The sequence below is a fragment of the Campylobacter sp. DY7 genome (genome assembly GCF_057802535.1).
Genome location: NZ_JBYJAU010000001.1, coordinates 1 through 15,636 on the forward strand (window position 1 = coordinate 1; position 15,636 = coordinate 15,636).

Genomic DNA, 15,636 nt, shown 5'->3' on the forward strand with positions numbered 1-15,636 from the left:
TTTTGGTTAAATCACCATCTCCACTGCTAAGTTCTACTGATTTAGCTGTTAGATTGTTTAGCGGGCGAGAGATTTGTAATTTAATAAATATCATAATTAAAATTAGCATAGCGATAGAAATTACAATTGCAGCTGTTATAAATTTAAAGTTTGAGCTCTCAATTACTTCATCAATTACATGTCCTACTTCATTAATTTGAGCCTTAGTTACATCCATATCAATAGTACAGCCATAAATAATATCCATATTTTTATCTTTTTTTGTATATGTTATTATACTTCTATCTTTATTAGCAACCTTATCAAAGAAGGTAACTTCAGTAAAACCACCGCCAGCTAAGCCATTTTTAACAAATTTCATTACATAGCTTTCGCCATTTTTATCCAAATCTGCTTTAAGGTTTTGACCTATTTTTTCAGGTTGATAATGAACTAAATAAGTTCCATCAGAATTAATAGCAAAAAATCTTATATTAGCACTATCTAGATTCATATTTTGTAAATATTCAATAGTGCTCTCAAGTGCATCTTCAGGTCCATCTCCTGCTTTTACGAAGTCTTTATATAGTTTTTCTGTAAAGTGATAAAAACCATAAACAACACTTTTTGCAGCGCTTCTAGCGTCATTAATTGCTAGCTCTGACACTGTGTTTTGAGAAACATCATCAATATTTTGCATGCCTTTGTTTGATATAAATATTAAGCTTATACTTAATATAAATAATCCAATGAAAATACACAAAGAAAGTTTCGTTGAAATTTTCATATTATCTCCTTAATTGATAATTTAAAAAGTTGAATTTAATCACATAAATGTTAAAATTAAATTAAATCTATAAAATAATTATTTTTGCAAGTAGTAAAAAGCTAAAAAAGCCTAAAGCATCGGTTGTTGCTGTAAGCAATACTGAGCTTCCTAAAGCAGGATCAAACCCACATTTTTTAAGCAATAATGGAATTAATGAGCCTATTAAACCTGCAAAACCAAGATTTAAAATCATTGAAATAAATATAACAAGGCTAAGCATAGGCATAGAAAACCAAAAATACGCAACTGCTCCTAAAATTATTGCAAAAATTGTTGCATTTGAGAAAGAAATAGCTATTTCTCTAAAAATTATATTTTTTGAACTCTCATAGCTAAGTTCGCCTAAAGCTAGTTTTCTAATAGTAACTGCAAGTGCTTGAGAGCCTGTATTTCCACCCATTGATGCAACTATTGGCATAAGAGCTGCAAGGGCTACTAATTGCTCTATTGCATCAGAAAACATAGCAATTACATGAGCTGAGATTAAAGAAGTAATTAGATTTACAATAAGCCATTTTGCTCTACTTTTTGCGGCTTTAATAGTGTTTTCATCTTCGCTATCAATATCGCCAACCCCTGCGAAGTTATACATTTGCTCTGTTGCATAATCTTGAATTAGGTCGTGAATATCATCATAAGTTATTCTTCCTAATAATTTATTATTGTTATCTACAACAGCTATTACGCTTAAGTCGTAATCTTGAACCATAGTAATTGCTTCTTGTATATCATCATAGTCTCTTACAAAGTGCAAATCTTTTGCTAAGTCTTCGTTTTTATCTAGTATTTGCTTAAATGTATCATTAAATTCATATAAAATTAAATCTCCAACATGAAGACTATAAATTAATTTTTCATTTTCGTCAGTTATAAAAAGTTGAATGATATGCTCTATTTCTTGGCTTTTTTTAAGTTCTTTATATTTTGTAATAGCGCTTTCTAAAGTATCATCTAATTTTGCCGTAAAAATCTCTGTTTGCATGTAAGCACCGGCTTTTTCATCATCGTAGCGTTTTAAGAATAATATATCATCTTGTTCATCTTTGCTAAGATTTGAAAAAATACGATTAGCTTTTTCATCATCTATTTCTTCAATGCTTTGCATTAAGTCCGTTGCATCATCGCTCTCTAACTCCCCTAGAGCAAGTGCAAGTTTTTTACTAGATGCAAGTTTTAAAACATCACTTAACATATGCTCAGGCATTAAAGTTGCGATATTTCCTAAGTCTTCATCATCAAGGCTTTTTATTATATTTTCATAGGCTTCATAATCATCATTTTTAATTATTTTTAAAGCTTCTAGTAATTCAGCGTAGCTAACATCTTTTTCATCTAAAAAATCTTGAATTATTTCAAAAGCTACTGCTGTATTTTTCATTAATTTAACTCCACGATATTTTCAAAGCTTTCTTCTTTTATAGGAGTAACTTTTGCTTCTAAAATATGTTTTATTTCATTTATATAATCTTTTACAACTAAATCAAATTTTTGTTTTTCTTTGCCTGCTAGAGCATCTTTTGTAATTCTTACAACACTAGCTGGGTTTATTGCTGTATTGTTTTTATACATACCAAAATGTAAATGTGGTCCTGTGCTAAGTCCGGTTGATCCCACATAACCAACAATTTGACCTTGTTTTACGCTATCGCCTATTTTATAATTTCCAAACTTACTCATGTGTGCGTAAAGTGTCATATAACCACTTGAATGCGTTATTTGAATAACATTTCCATATCCGTTCTTAACACCCCTAAAGCTTATTTTTCCTGCTCCTGCTGCTTTAATAGGAGTTCCTTTAGGTGCTGCGTAGTCAATTCCTAAGTGAGCTCTATATTTTTTAAGAATAGGGTGAAATCTACCTGGGTTAAATGGAGAGCTAATTCTTACATTTCCAACAGGTAGTATGAAAGTATAGCTTTCTAGTTGTTTTCCACTTTCATCATAAAAATCATTATCTCCATATTTAAATATATAATAAGGTTTTTTATTTACTTCTATCATTGCTGATTTTATATTTAAATCTCCATAAACTCTACCTAATCTTCTTTTTTGCGAATATACAATTACTACTTTATCATCTTTTTTCATACCAGTGTAATTGATTGTCCCAGCGTAGGCTCTTAGTAATGCACTTGCTAATTTTGAGTTTTGAGTATTATCAATAATGTCTTGATAAACAGATTTATTTATTTTAAATGTTAGATTTGTATTTTCTATCTTATAACTTATCGGTGTAAATGTGATTGCGTATTTATCTTCTAAATCTTTATATATTTGGATTTGCAAATCTTCGCTAATAGGAATTAAGACTTGTTCTATGTTTTCATTTTCATCTCTTAATATTTGATATTTTATACCTGCAATTATTTCTGCTGTTAATTCTTTATCTTCTTTATCAAGATTGTGATATATGCTTAGTGGAATTTGATTTTTTTGTAAGAAAAATAAAAAGCTTTCCCCTCGTTCCCAAATTAATTCTTCCATTTTTAGTTCTTTTGAGATTAGATTTACACTTAAAAAAATAGATAAAATTAATATGATTTTTCGCATTATTTTCCCTTAAAATATAATAAATTTTTACAAAATAAGGCAGACATTTTACTTTTTTATGCTTATAATTTAGTAATTAATTTTAAAAGGATTGTTATGTTTAAGAAAACTTTTATTTTCTTTTTCTTTTCTTTATTTATGTATGCAAATCAAATTACAAGTGCTGTGATTGATAAGGTTGAGCAAGGCTATGTTTATGCACATATTGTGGATAATAATTTAAATTTAGATGAATTAAAAAATGGAGCATTTATAGTAAAAGATGTAGAAGAGCATTCCATTATTGTAGCTAGAGCTAATTTTATATCTTTTGAAAATAATGTATTGAAATTAGAGTTATATACATTTTCTGACTTAAAACAAACCGCATTACCTTTGCCTGTTTTGGCACCACAAATAGGCGATAGGGTTGTATTAAATACTTATGTAAAACACACAATGTTAATTGCTCCTAGTAAGCAAGATTATGAAATAGTTCAAAATAATTTTAAAGATTTTATTTATTTTGATACGAATGTTTTTGCAGCTAATTTATATTCATCTTCTTTGATAGTTCCTAGTAGAAATGATTTAAGAGATTTTTGTAAAACATGGGTTGTAGGAAGTATTATGTATGTTGCAGAAAATAATTTAAGTTTATATGAATGTTCTTCTCTTAAAAAAATTGCTAGTTTTGAATATAAAGTAAATAAAAATGAAAATATCAATTTTTATTCAAATATTTCTAAACAATTAAGCAAAACAACAGATTATTTTTCATATTATAACGAGCTATTCAAGGAAAAGGAATAATAATTGCTTTAAAGCATAAAATTATTAAAAAGGATTAATCGTGAAAAAATTAAGTGTTATAGCATTTGCTCTACTTATTTGTGCTTGTGTTCCGCAAAAAAAGACAACAAATATTCAAGTAGAAAATAATACTCAAAAAACAACAGCTTATAAAAAAGCAAGTTATCAAGAGCCAGTTTTAAGCCCAGAAGAAGAAGCAGTTCGTCTTATGATATTTTCTGCAATTGGCGAAGGCATTCCACCACAAAACACTGTTTCTCAAGCACAAGCCTTAGCTTTAGCAAAAAGAGCAGCTTTAGCAGATGCTTATAGACAATTAGCAGGAAAGCTCTATGGAATTAGAGTAAACTCAAGAGAAAATGTAAAAGATGCAATGCTAAGAAGCTCATTAATTACAACTTATGTAAATGGACTTATTAAAAATGCAAACATTACAGGTGAAGGCTTTAAAGACGGGCTTTACACGGTTGAGCTAGAACTTAAAATTGATAAATATAAATGGAACGAATTGTTCTCGTATTAATAACTTTAGTAGGATTATTAAACGCAACTAATCCTGATTATATCTTTTGGGCTAGATTAAGCACTAATAATCTAGTCCTAACTAATGAAGAATTTCATCTAAGTCGTGCAATGAGTATTGATAAAAAGGCGAAATACTCTTATGTTTGCGAACTTAACGCTACAAAAGACAATATATATGAAAGTTTAAAAGATCAGCAAAGCAATTTAATTGATTGTGTAAATAAAGCAATAGTTAGTGAATATGTAGATGTAAATAATTTTAAAGCAAATATTAAAACTTATTTAAGATTATTGCCAATTTATTTTAAAGCTGAACAAAATCAAGGAAAAATACTAATTTTTACAAAGGATAAGGTATGAAAATAGCCATAGTTGAAGATGATATTAATATGAGAAAATCACTTGAATTATCATTAAGCGATGATTATGAGCTTAAAACTTATAAAAATCCAATAGATGCTTTAAAAGAGCTTGATGATAGTTTTGACTTAATTATTAGCGATATTAATATGCCAAAAATGGATGGACTAGAGTTTGTAAAAACTGCTTTAGAACAAAACATAAATGCTGAGTTTATAATAATTACAGGAAATGCTACTTTAAATAAAGCAATAGAAGCTTTAAGATTAGGTGTGAAAGATTTTTTAACAAAACCATTTGATTTAGAAAGATTATACGAAGCAATAAATAGAGCAAAAGTAATAAGAGAAAAAAAGGCTAAAAAAACAAAAAAAGAAAGCTTGATTAAGCAAGATGGCTTTTTAGGTAATTCAAGTGAATTAGACTTATTAAAAACTACTGCGCTAAAGGCTGCAAAGACTAATGTAAGTGTGTTTTTAAGTGGCGAGAGTGGGGTTGGAAAAGAAGTTTTTGCAAAATTTATTCATGAAAATAGTAAAAGAGCAAATAAACCTTTCATTGCTATAAATATGGCAGCAATTCCTGAAAATCTAGTAGAAAGCGAATTGTTTGGCTATGAAAAAGGAGCTTTTACAGATGCAAATAGCAATAAATTAGGTTTGTTTGAATTAGCTAATGAAGGCACATTATTTTTAGATGAAATAGGGGAAATGAGTGCTAGTTTACAAGCAAAATTATTAAGAGTATTGCAAGAAAAGTGCATACAAAGATTAGGTGGAGCAAAACCTATAAATATAGATGTAAGAATTATAAGTGCTAGTAATATAAATATCCAAGAAAATATAAAAAATAATAAATTTAGAGCCGATTTATTTTATAGATTAAATACAATTATGTTAGATATTTTGCCACTAAGACACCGTAAAGATGAAATAATAGAAATTGCAAATGCTACTTTAAAAAGAGTTAGTGATGAATATGATTTGGGAGAAAAATCATTAAGCGATGAGGCTAAAAAGCTTTTATTAGATTATGATTATCCTGGAAATATTAGAGAGTTAATTTCAATTATAGAAAGTGCTGCAATTTTAAGCGATGAAAATATTGTAAAAGCAAGTGATTTAAGACTTAATTTTACAAATAGTAACAAAACTAATATAAATGATTTAGAATTTGAACTAATTAAAGAAGCTTTAAAGCAAGAAAAGGATATAAAAGCAGCTGCAAAATTAATCTCAATGAGCGAAAAAGCTTTTAAAGAAAAAATGCAAAAATACAATTTAGGAGATGAAATATGAAAAGTATTGCAATCGTAGGTGCTAGCGGAGCAGTTGGAGAAGAAATATTAAATGTTTTAAATGAATATGATTTTCCTGTAAAAGATTTAAGATTATTAGCTAGTAAAAATAGTGCAGGTAAAGAAGTTGTATGGCGTGATGAAACTTATGTTATTGAAGAATTAGATGAGCATAGTTTTGATGAAGAAGATATTGATATTGCATTTTTTGCAGCTGGTGGAAGTATAAGTGAAAAATACGCAAAAATAGCAGCTAGTAAAGGTGCTTTAGTAATTGATAATACAAGCTTTTTTAGAATGCATGATGATGTTCCTTTAATAGTGCCTGAGTGCAATCCGCAAGATTTTGCTAAGCATAAAGGAATTATCGCTAATCCAAACTGCTCAACCATTCAAATGGTTCAAGTTTTAAAGCCACTTGATGATGCTTTTGATATTAAAAGAGTTGATGTTAGCACTTATCAAGCAGCAAGTGGTGCAGGTAATTTAGGTATGAGTGAGCTTATGGAAGGCTTACAAAAAGTTTTTGCATTTGAAGAGATTAAACCTTCTAAATTTACTTATCAATTAGCACTTAATTTAATTCCACAAATTGATAGCTTTACAGAAAGTGGCTATACAAAAGAAGAACTTAAAATGGTAAATGAAACTCAAAAAATATTGCATAAAAAAATGCAAATAAGTGCAACTTGTGTGCGCGTACCAGTTCTAAGAAGTCATAGTGAAAGTATTACAATTACATTTAATAACGAAGTTGATTTAGATAAGGTTAGAGCAATTTTAAGCAAGGCTCCTAGTGTAGTTCTTATGGATAATCCAAATGCGAAAGCCCATAATGAAGAAGAGCCAAGCGAGGAATTACGCTATCCAATGCCACTTTTTACAAGCGATACAAATGAAACTTATGTAGGAAGAATTAGAAAGGATTTAAATGATCCTAAGATATTGCATTTATGGTGCGTAGCTGATCAAATCCGTGTAGGAGCTGCAACAAACGCTGTAAGAATTGCTTTACTAGCTTTAAATAAATAATATTATTAGAATTTGAATTTCCTAATTCAAATTCTACACTTCAAATAGCTTTAAAATACTTGTTTTTAGACATAAAAATAAAAGAATTTGAAATAGGAATTTCAAATTCTTTTTTAGATTAAAATGGTTTTATAATCATTGCAGTAATTATTCCAATCATTATAATTGTTGGAACTTCGTTATAAGCTCTAAAGAATTTACCACTTTTTGTACAGGTATCGTTTTTAAGTTGTTTTAAATATCTTAAGCAATCAAAGTGATATATTAAAAGTAAAACAACGCAAAGTAATTTAAGATGAAAATAACCTAAATGCATTAGGGTATTATTTGCACTAATCATTAAAATACCTGTAATAACTGTAACCATCATAGAAGGTTGTCCTATGAAGTAAAACAGCTTATCTTCTTGAATTTTTACAACTTCAACAAATTCTTTTTTATGTGAATGTTCTTGATGATAAACATAAAGGCGTGGCAAATAAAATAAAGTAGCCATCCATGAAATAAATGCTAAAAAGTGTAGCCATTTAATCCAATCATAATTATTTGTTAAAAAGTCCATTCTTAACTCCTTTTTTTAATTATTTCTTTTAAGATTATTATAAACACTCCTAAGTTAATGCAAACATCGGCAATGTTAAAAACAGCGAAGTTAAACCAGTAATGCCAAGCGATAAAATCAATTACACCAGGGTAAAAAAATCTATCGTAAATATTACTCATTCCACCTGCTAAAATGAATGATAAAGCAGAATAATTATCGTTTAGAAATTTTTTCTCTTTAACTAAAAATATTCCTGCAATCATTAATAAAATAATTTGTATATATTTTAAGTATCCTTGTAAAAAACTTAACATTGAAAACGCAACACCATCATTAAAAACCAAGTAAAAACTAATAGGAGTAAAATGCCATTCATAACCAGCTAAAAATATATTTTTGCTTAATCTATCAAGTATTATTACAAAAATAATAATTAAAGAAGAATATATTAATTTCTTCTTCATACTAGCACACTTTTAAAGTATTTTACACATTCACTCTCCATTGCTTTTAGTGTTTTTTCATCTTCACATTCAAGCAATATTCTCATTAAATTTTCAGTTCCTGAGTATCTAAACAAATAATTTACATTATTAACTTTAAGTTTTTCGTATAATTTTTCTATTCCTTCAAGGCTTTCAAGTGGTTTTTTTTCTGTTATTTTTAAGTTTGTTAAACTTTGTGGATAAAGTTTGATTTCACTAAAGATTTCGCTAGCTTTTTTATTTAATAATAGTTTAGCTACTTGAAGTGCAGCAACTATTCCATCACCTGTTTTTGCATAATCACTAAAAATTATATGTCCGCTTTGTTCTCCACCAAAATTATAATTTTTTTCTTGCATTGCATGTAAAATATACTTATCTCCAACATCAGTTGTAACATAAGAAATATTGTGTTTTTTAAGATAATTTAAAAAGCCCATATTACTCATTTTACTAATTGCAACGCCACTTAAATTATCATTATCTTTTAAAGCTTTTGCTAAGACACCTAATAAAATATCGCCATTTATAATTTCGCCATTTTCATCAACCACAACTAATCTATCAGCATCTCCATCAAATGCAAAACCTATATCAGCTCTTAATCTTTTTACTTCTTTTGCAAGCATACTTGGATGAAGTGCTCCACAACCATCGTTTATATTAATTCCATTTGGCTCACAAGCTAGAGTGATTACATCAGCACCAAGCTCAGAAAAAACAGCAGGTGCAACCTTATAAGCTGCTCCGTTAGCACAATCTAGCACAATTCTTAGATTTTTAAGGGTTGTATTTTTTGGGAATGAATTTTTAATATGAACTATATATCTTCCTATAACATCATCAATTCTTTTTGCAGAACCTATTTTATCTTTTATTACAAGATGGGAATTAATTAAGTTTTCATCATTAAAAATTTTATCAATTTCAAGCTCGTCAGCTTCGCTTAATTTAAAACCATTTGCATCAAATACTTTTATCCCATTATCATAATAAGGATTATGAGATGCACTTATCATAATAGCAAAATCACATCTCATATCTTCACTCAAAAACGCCACAGCAGGAGTTGGCATAGGTCCTATTTGTAATACATTAAAACCTACTGCATTAAGCCCACTTACGATAGCATTTTCTATCATATAACCACTTCTTCTTGTATCTTTTCCTACTATTACTTTTTTTGTTACAGCTTTGTTTTTAAAAAATATTCCTATAGCCATTGCAGCTCTTAAAGCTTTAAAAGCACTCAAATCGCTACCTGCAAAGCCTCTAATTCCATCAGTTCCAAATATCATTTTTAGCCTTTCACTATGATTTTAATTTTAAATTAAGATTATTTTAACAAAACTTTACTAAAATCATTCTTTTAAAAATTTTTACGAAGGAATTTTTTATGGCAAATCATAAATCATCAGAAAAAAGAGCTAGACAAACAATTAAAAAAACTATTAGAAATAGATTCTATAGAACAAGACTTAAGAACATTACTCGTGCAGTTCGTGAAGCAGCATTAGCTAATGATAGTGAAGCAGCAGCAGCAGCTTTAAAAATAGCTAATAAAAAAATTCATGAAATGGTAAGCCGTGGTTTTCTAAAAAAACAAACAGCTTCAAGAAAAGTAAGTCGTTTAGCACTTTTAGTAAATAAAATTGGTGCTTAATTTTTAAATGCTAGCAAGCAAACTTGAGCCTTTCTTAAAACGCTATGAAGAAATTCAAGCGTTTTTAAGTAATATTGAAAATACTTCAGATTTAGCAAAAGTTACAGCCTTATCAAAAGAACAAAAAGGTTTAGAAGATATAGTTGAAGTTGCTAAGAAATATTTAAATACTTTAGAATCAATTGAAGAGAATAAGACTTTATTACAAGATCCTGAATTAGGTGAATTAGCTAAAGATGAATTAAAATATTTAGAAGATTTAAAACCTAAATTAGAAGAAGAAATAAGAATACTTTTACTACCAAAAGACCCCAACGATGAGAAAAATATTTTCCTAGAAATTAGAGCAGGAACTGGTGGAGATGAAGCGGCTTTATTTGTTGGAGATTTATTTAAAGCATACGCTAGATATGCAGAAAGTAAAGATTATAAAATAGAGATTGTAAGTCAAAGCGAAGGTAGTGCAGGTGGATTTAAAGAAATTATTTTATTAATTAAGGGTGATAAAGCTTATTCAAGATTAAAATATGAAGGTGGAACACATAGAGTTCAAAGAGTTCCTGCTACTGAGTCTCAAGGAAGAGTTCATACGAGTGCAATAACTGTTGCAGTTATGCCTGAGGCTGAAGATAATGACATACAAATAAATCCAAATGATTTAAAAATTGATGTTATGAGAAGTAGTGGGCATGGTGGTCAGAGTGTTAATACTACTGATTCTGCTGTAAGAATTACTCATATTCCTACTGGACTTGTAGTTGTTAATCAAGATGGGAAAAGCCAACATAAAAACAAAGAAAGTGCTTTAAAAGTATTAAAAGCAAGACTTTATGAAATGCAAGAGCAAGAAAGATTAGCAAAGGAAAGAGAAAGTAGAAAATCTCAAGTAGGAAGTGGAGATAGAAGTGAAAGAATTAGAACTTATAATTATCCACAAAATAGAATAAGCGATCATAGAATAAATTTAACTCTTCATAGATTAGATATCATTATGCAAGATGGTTTGTTAGATGAAATTATAGAACCTTTAATAGCACACTATCAAGCAGAGGCCTTAAACGAAGCTAATTTATGACAAAAGTATTAGCATACATACTTGTTATAATAGTTGTAACAAGTGTGTTTTTATATAAAAATAATCAAAAAGAACAGATTGAAATTTTAAAACAAAAGCAAGAAGAAGAATTATTAGTAAAAAGCTTAGAAAGATTTTATTTAGCTGGAAAGGTTGAATGCTATAATCATTCTGAATGTAATATAGATAATGGAGTTTCTAAATATTTTCAATTTTCTAATTTATATCTAAGAAACAGACAAGATTTAATAACTTTTTTTAAATTATTAGATAAAGATAGTAAAGATTACAGAGCAGAGTTTATTAAAAAAAATAATTTTGAATATTATTTAAGTGATGGCAGTTTTTTTAATAATCCGATAAATAATATTGACAATTCTCATAAAGAATTTGAAATAGGAATTAAGAAATTAAGATTTAAAAACAATATCTTAGATGATTTTGCATTTTTAACTTGGTATGTAGATATTGGTTCTTATCAAACAATTATTGATACTTTTAAAAATATAAATGTTAGTCTAAAAACAAAATATGAAATTAAAAATTCTCATCTTGGTTTAGATAAATTAGACTTAGAATTAAAGCTTACCTTGGTTGATGAAAGCAAAATTAAGCTTATGATAAAAAATAAAAAAATTGAATTAAAAATGGAAAATTATGATTCATTGAAAATAATATTTGTAGAATTTAAAGAAATAATAAAAAAGTTTCTTGAAAACAATAAAGATATTATATTTTTTTCTGATTTATTAACTCATTATGATGATATTACAAATTCAAAAGTAAAAAGTATTTCTTTATCAACTAATAATCTTTTTGATACAAAAAATATCCTATTTGTAAGCACATATAAACTTGAATCAAATTAACATTTATTTATAAGCTTTGAGTAGAATTGAAACACAAATTCTATAAAAAAAGGAAAAATTATGGCAAAAGTTATGAAAACAATGGATGGTAACGAAGCCGCTGCATATGCTGCCTATGCGTTTACTGAAGTCGCAGGAATTTATCCTATTACTCCAAGTTCTCCAATGGCTGATTATACAGATATTTGGGCTTCTCAAGGTAAGAAAAATATTTTTGGTATGCCTGTTAAAATTGTAGAAATGCAAAGTGAAGCAGGTGCTGCAGGTAGTGTTCACGGCTCACTTCAAGCAGGTGCATTAACTACTACTTATACAGCTTCTCAAGGTTTATTACTTAAAATTCCTAATATGTATAAAATTGCAGGTCAAATGCTACCTGGTGTTATTCATGTTGCTGCTCGTGCAATTGCAGCTCAAGCTCTTTCAATTTTTGGAGATCATCAAGATATTTACGCAGCTCGCCAAACAGGTTTTGCGATGCTATGTTCAAATAGTGTTCAACAAGCTATGGATTTAGCTGGTGTTGCTCACCTTAGTGCTATTAAAGGTCGTGTTCCATTTATGCACTTCTTTGATGGTTTTAGAACTTCACACGAAATTCAAAAAATTGAAGTTATGGATTATGAAGTATTTAAAAGATTAATTGATATGGATGCAGTTCAAGCATTCCGTGATGCCTGTTTAAATCCTGAACATCCAAAAACTCGTGGAACAGCGCAAAACGATGATATATACTTCCAAACTCGTGAATTAGCAAATAGATATTATGACGCTTTACCTGATGTAGTAGCTGATTATATGAATGAAATTTCAAAAGTTACAGGAAGAACTTATAAGCCATTCGTATATTACGGAGCAGCTGATGCAACTCGTGTAGTTGTAGCAATGGGTAGTGTAAATGAGGCTTTAACTGAAGTAGTTGATTATCTAAATAAAAAAGGCGAAAAAGTTGGTGTTATGATGGTTCATTTATATAGACCATTTAGCTTAAAATATTTCTTTAACGAAATGCCAAAATCAGTTGAAAAAATCGCTGTTTTAGATAGAACAAAAGAGCCAGGTAGTATAGGTGAGCCTTTATATCTTGATATTAAAGCAGCTTATTATGATCAAGATAATGCTCCTATTATTGTTGGTGGTAGATATGGTTTAAGCTCAAAAGACGTAGATCCTGCACAATTACTTGCAGTGTTTGAGAATTTGAATTCGGAAAAACCAAAAAATAATTTTACTATCGGTATTAATGATGATGTAACAAATCTTTCATTACCATTAGGTAAGAAGATTTCATTAGGAGATGAGAGCACAACTGAGTGTTTATTCTATGGACTTGGTGCTGATGGAACAGTTGGTGCAAACAAAAACTCAATTAAAATTATCGGAGATAAAACAGATTTATACGCACAAGCTTATTTTGCTTATGATAGTAAAAAATCAGGTGGATATACAAGAAGCCACTTAAGATTTTCTAAAAAACCTATCACATCTACTTATTTAGTAAGTACTCCACACTTTATTGCTTGTAGCGTGGCTGCTTATTTAGATATTTACGATGTTTTATCAGGCATTAGAGAAAATGGAACTTTCTTACTTAACTCAATTTGGGATGAGCAAACTACAATAGAAAAAATTCCTAATAAAGTTAAAAAAGTTCTAGCAGAAAAAAATGTAAATTTCTATATTATCAATGCTACAAAACTTGCTCGTGAAATTGGTCTTGGCAATAGAACAAATACAATTATGCAAAGTGCATTCTTCAAATTAGCAAAAATTATTGATTATGAAGATGCTCAAAAATATATGAAAGAATTTGCATATAAAAGCTATGTGAAAAAAGGTGAAGCAATAGTTGAAATGAACTATAAAGCTATTGATACAGGAGCACAAGGCTTAGTAAAAGTTAATGTTGATCCAGCATGGGCAAATCTAGTTATTGAAGAGAAAAAAGCTGATGATAAATATATAGGAACTGCTTTTGTTGAAAACATTGTAAAACCTATGAACGCTGCTAAAGGTGATGATTTACCAGTTTCTGCATTTATTGGATATGAAGATGGTAGCTTTGAGCACGGAACAACTCAATTTGAAAAGCGTGGCGTTGGTGTTATGGTTCCTAAATGGATTGAGGCAAATTGTATTCAATGTAATCAATGTGCATCAGTATGTCCACATGCAGTAATTCGCCCATTCTTAATCAATGAAGAAGAAATGGCAAACGCTCCAGTAGGAGTAAAAGAGCATTCACTAGATGCTAAGGGTATTAAAGGCGAAAGTCTTAAATTTAAAATCCAAGTATCAGCACTTGATTGTACAGGTTGCGAACTTTGTGTAACTGAGTGTCCAAGTAAAGAAAAATCACTTGTAATGGTTCCACTAGAAGAAGAGCTAGAAAAAGGCGAACAAGATAATGCTGATTATTTATTCCATAAAGTAAGTTATAAAGATAACTATTTAGCAAAAGATACTACAAAAGGTGCTCAATTTGCGCAACCATTATTTGAATTCCACGGAGCGTGCCCAGGTTGTGGTGAAACTCCATACATTACTTTAGTAACAAGAATGTTTGGTGAAAGAATGATGATTGCAAACGCAACAGGATGTAGCTCGATTTATGGTGGTTCTGCGCCTTCAACTCCATACCGCAAAAACGATAAAGGTTTTGGACCTGCATGGGGTAACTCATTATTTGAAGATAATGCTGAGTTTGGTATGGGTATGAGAGTTGCAACTGAAACAATTCGCCATAGAATTGAAGATATTATGATTAATACAAAAGATAAAGCTCCAAATGCAATTGCTGCGCTTTATGGTGAGTGGTTAGCTAATAAGAAAAATGCTGATATAACAGCAGATGTAAGAGATAGATTAATCCCGTTATTAGAGCAACACGCTGAGCTTGAAGGTGCTAAAGAAATTTTAGGACTTAAAAACTATGTAGCTAAAAAATCTCAATGGATTTTCGGTGGCGATGGCTGGGCTTATGATATAGGTTACGGCGGACTTGATCATGTTTTAGCAAGTGGTGAAGATGTGAATGTATTAGTAATGGACACTGAAGTTTATTCAAATACAGGTGGACAAGCATCTAAATCAACAAGAACTGGTGCAGTAGCTCAATTTGCTGCAAGCGGTAAGCCAAGTCAGAAAAAAGACTTAGGACAAATCGCTATGACTTATGGAAATATTTTCGTAGCTCAAGTAAACTCAAATGCAAACTACGCTCATTTCATTAAAGCATTAATCGCAGCTGAAGCTTATGATGGACCAAGCTTAATAATTTGCTATAGCCCTTGTATAGCTCACGGAATTAAAGGCGGAATGGGTGCAAGTGGAGATCATGCTGAAATTGCTACTAAGTGTGGTTATTGGCCGATTTATACTTTTGATCCAAGGTTAGAAGAAGAGGGCAAAAACCCATTAAAAATTGTTTCTCGTGAGCCTGATTGGGATTTATATGAAAGCTTTTTAATGGCAGAAGTTCGCTATAATTCTCTTAAAAAGTCTAATCCAAAAGAAGCAGAGGAATTATATGCACGCAACAAAGCAGACGCTCAAAGACGCTACAGACAATTAAAGCGTTTAGCAGCAGCTGATTATTCTAATTAATATTAAGCCCTTTTTAGGGCTTAATTATTT

Annotated in this window: 14 protein-coding genes and 1 pseudogene; 9 read left to right on the plus strand and 6 right to left on the minus strand. The window is 29.6% G+C overall.

Annotated elements, in window-relative coordinates; all coding sequences use genetic code 11:
- The 3 genes from AC1B00_RS00005 to AC1B00_RS00015 form a co-directional block, all read right to left on the minus strand.
- On the minus strand, window positions 1-766 hold a 766-nt coding region (locus AC1B00_RS00005; protein WP_488847537.1), incomplete at its 3' end, for a cache domain-containing protein.
- A gap of 67 nt (window positions 767-833) precedes the next feature.
- A complete protein-coding gene (gene mgtE / locus AC1B00_RS00010; RefSeq protein ID WP_488847538.1) occupies window positions 834-2,186 on the minus strand; it encodes a magnesium transporter in 1,353 nt (450 codons plus the stop codon).
- Window positions 2,186-3,358, minus strand: a complete 1,173-nt coding sequence (locus AC1B00_RS00015; protein WP_488847539.1) for a peptidoglycan DD-metalloendopeptidase family protein — start codon at window positions 3,356-3,358, stop codon at window positions 2,186-2,188. The genes mgtE and AC1B00_RS00015 overlap by 1 nt, the downstream gene beginning before the upstream one ends.
- Before the next feature lie 96 nt (window positions 3,359-3,454).
- On the opposite strand from AC1B00_RS00015, the gene AC1B00_RS00020 reads away from it, so the two are divergent.
- The 5 genes and pseudogenes from AC1B00_RS00020 (at window position 3,455) to AC1B00_RS00040 (ending at window position 7,364) form a co-directional block, all read left to right on the plus strand.
- On the plus strand, window positions 3,455-4,150 hold the full coding sequence (locus AC1B00_RS00020; RefSeq protein WP_488847541.1) for a plasminogen-binding N-terminal domain-containing protein: 696 nt from the start codon (window positions 3,455-3,457) through the stop codon (window positions 4,148-4,150).
- Window positions 4,151-4,364: 214 nt separating this feature from the next.
- Window positions 4,365-4,673, plus strand: a pseudogene (locus AC1B00_RS00025) (lipoprotein required for motility); the annotation flags it as partial.
- Entirely contained in the window at window positions 4,649-5,035 is a 387-nt protein-coding gene (locus tag AC1B00_RS00030) for a hypothetical protein (protein ID WP_488847542.1), read from the plus strand. The pseudogene AC1B00_RS00025 and the gene AC1B00_RS00030, both read left to right, overlap by 25 nt.
- Window positions 5,032-6,333, plus strand: coding sequence for a sigma-54-dependent transcriptional regulator (locus AC1B00_RS00035; protein ID WP_488847543.1), 1,302 nt, complete (start codon window positions 5,032-5,034; stop codon window positions 6,331-6,333). The genes AC1B00_RS00030 and AC1B00_RS00035 overlap by 4 nt, the downstream gene beginning before the upstream one ends.
- Window positions 6,330-7,364: an aspartate-semialdehyde dehydrogenase gene (locus AC1B00_RS00040; protein ID WP_488847544.1), complete on the plus strand. Its 1,035-nt coding sequence runs from the start codon at window positions 6,330-6,332 to the stop codon at window positions 7,362-7,364. The genes AC1B00_RS00035 and AC1B00_RS00040 overlap by 4 nt, the downstream gene beginning before the upstream one ends.
- A gap of 118 nt (window positions 7,365-7,482) precedes the next feature.
- Here the strand turns inward: AC1B00_RS00040 and hemJ are convergent, their stop codons facing one another.
- The 3 genes from hemJ to glmM are packed head-to-tail and all read right to left on the minus strand — an operon-like array spanning window position 7,483 to window position 9,691.
- Complete coding sequence (gene hemJ / locus AC1B00_RS00045; RefSeq protein WP_488847545.1) at window positions 7,483-7,926, minus strand: protoporphyrinogen oxidase HemJ; 444 nt, start codon at window positions 7,924-7,926, stop codon at window positions 7,483-7,485.
- Between the two features lie 2 nt (window positions 7,927-7,928).
- Entirely contained in the window at window positions 7,929-8,372 is a 444-nt protein-coding gene (lspA, locus tag AC1B00_RS00050) for a signal peptidase II (protein ID WP_239818356.1), read from the minus strand.
- On the minus strand, window positions 8,369-9,691 hold the full coding sequence (glmM, locus tag AC1B00_RS00055) for a phosphoglucosamine mutase (RefSeq protein ID WP_488847546.1): 1,323 nt from the start codon (window positions 9,689-9,691) through the stop codon (window positions 8,369-8,371). Before glmM ends, lspA begins: the two co-directional genes overlap by 4 nt.
- A gap of 98 nt (window positions 9,692-9,789) precedes the next feature.
- On the opposite strand from glmM, the gene rpsT reads away from it, so the two are divergent.
- From rpsT to nifJ, 4 genes are read left to right on the plus strand one after another with little or no spacing between them, the layout of a single operon-like run.
- Window positions 9,790-10,056: a 30S ribosomal protein S20 gene (rpsT, locus tag AC1B00_RS00060; protein WP_336611580.1), complete on the plus strand. Its 267-nt coding sequence runs from the start codon at window positions 9,790-9,792 to the stop codon at window positions 10,054-10,056.
- Window positions 10,057-10,063: 7 nt separating this feature from the next.
- Complete coding sequence (gene prfA / locus AC1B00_RS00065; protein ID WP_336611581.1) at window positions 10,064-11,131, plus strand: peptide chain release factor 1; 1,068 nt, start codon at window positions 10,064-10,066, stop codon at window positions 11,129-11,131.
- Window positions 11,128-12,000 carry a hypothetical protein gene (locus AC1B00_RS00070; RefSeq protein ID WP_488847547.1) on the plus strand — a complete coding sequence of 291 codons (873 nt, stop codon included), beginning with the start codon at window positions 11,128-11,130 and terminating at the stop codon, window positions 11,998-12,000. Before prfA ends, AC1B00_RS00070 begins: the two co-directional genes overlap by 4 nt.
- A 60-nt stretch (window positions 12,001-12,060) precedes the next feature.
- Complete coding sequence (gene nifJ, locus AC1B00_RS00075) at window positions 12,061-15,606, plus strand: pyruvate:ferredoxin (flavodoxin) oxidoreductase (protein WP_488847548.1); 3,546 nt, start codon at window positions 12,061-12,063, stop codon at window positions 15,604-15,606.
- Window positions 15,607-15,636 lie beyond the last annotated feature (30 nt).

Bases quoted from the DNA above. Each gene is read 5' to 3' on its own strand.
- mgtE (WP_488847538.1), bottom strand. From the start codon at position 2,186: ATGAAAAATACAGCAGTAGCTTTTGAAATAATTCAAGATTTTTTAGAT.
- AC1B00_RS00015 (WP_488847539.1), bottom strand. From the start codon at position 3,358: ATGCGAAAAATCATATTAATTTTATCTATTTTTTTAAGTGTAAATCTA.
- AC1B00_RS00020 (WP_488847541.1), top strand. From the start codon at position 3,455: ATGTTTAAGAAAACTTTTATTTTCTTTTTCTTTTCTTTATTTATGTAT.
- AC1B00_RS00030 (WP_488847542.1), top strand. From the start codon at position 4,649: ATGGAACGAATTGTTCTCGTATTAATAACTTTAGTAGGATTATTAAAC.
- AC1B00_RS00035 (WP_488847543.1), top strand. From the start codon at position 5,032: ATGAAAATAGCCATAGTTGAAGATGATATTAATATGAGAAAATCACTT.
- AC1B00_RS00040 (WP_488847544.1), top strand. From the start codon at position 6,330: ATGAAAAGTATTGCAATCGTAGGTGCTAGCGGAGCAGTTGGAGAAGAA.
- hemJ (WP_488847545.1), bottom strand. From the start codon at position 7,926: ATGGACTTTTTAACAAATAATTATGATTGGATTAAATGGCTACACTTT.
- lspA (WP_239818356.1), bottom strand. From the start codon at position 8,372: ATGAAGAAGAAATTAATATATTCTTCTTTAATTATTATTTTTGTAATA.
- glmM (WP_488847546.1), bottom strand. From the start codon at position 9,691: ATGATATTTGGAACTGATGGAATTAGAGGCTTTGCAGGTAGCGATTTG.
- rpsT (WP_336611580.1), top strand. From the start codon at position 9,790: ATGGCAAATCATAAATCATCAGAAAAAAGAGCTAGACAAACAATTAAA.
- prfA (WP_336611581.1), top strand. From the start codon at position 10,064: ATGCTAGCAAGCAAACTTGAGCCTTTCTTAAAACGCTATGAAGAAATT.
- AC1B00_RS00070 (WP_488847547.1), top strand. From the start codon at position 11,128: ATGACAAAAGTATTAGCATACATACTTGTTATAATAGTTGTAACAAGT.
- nifJ (WP_488847548.1), top strand. From the start codon at position 12,061: ATGGCAAAAGTTATGAAAACAATGGATGGTAACGAAGCCGCTGCATAT.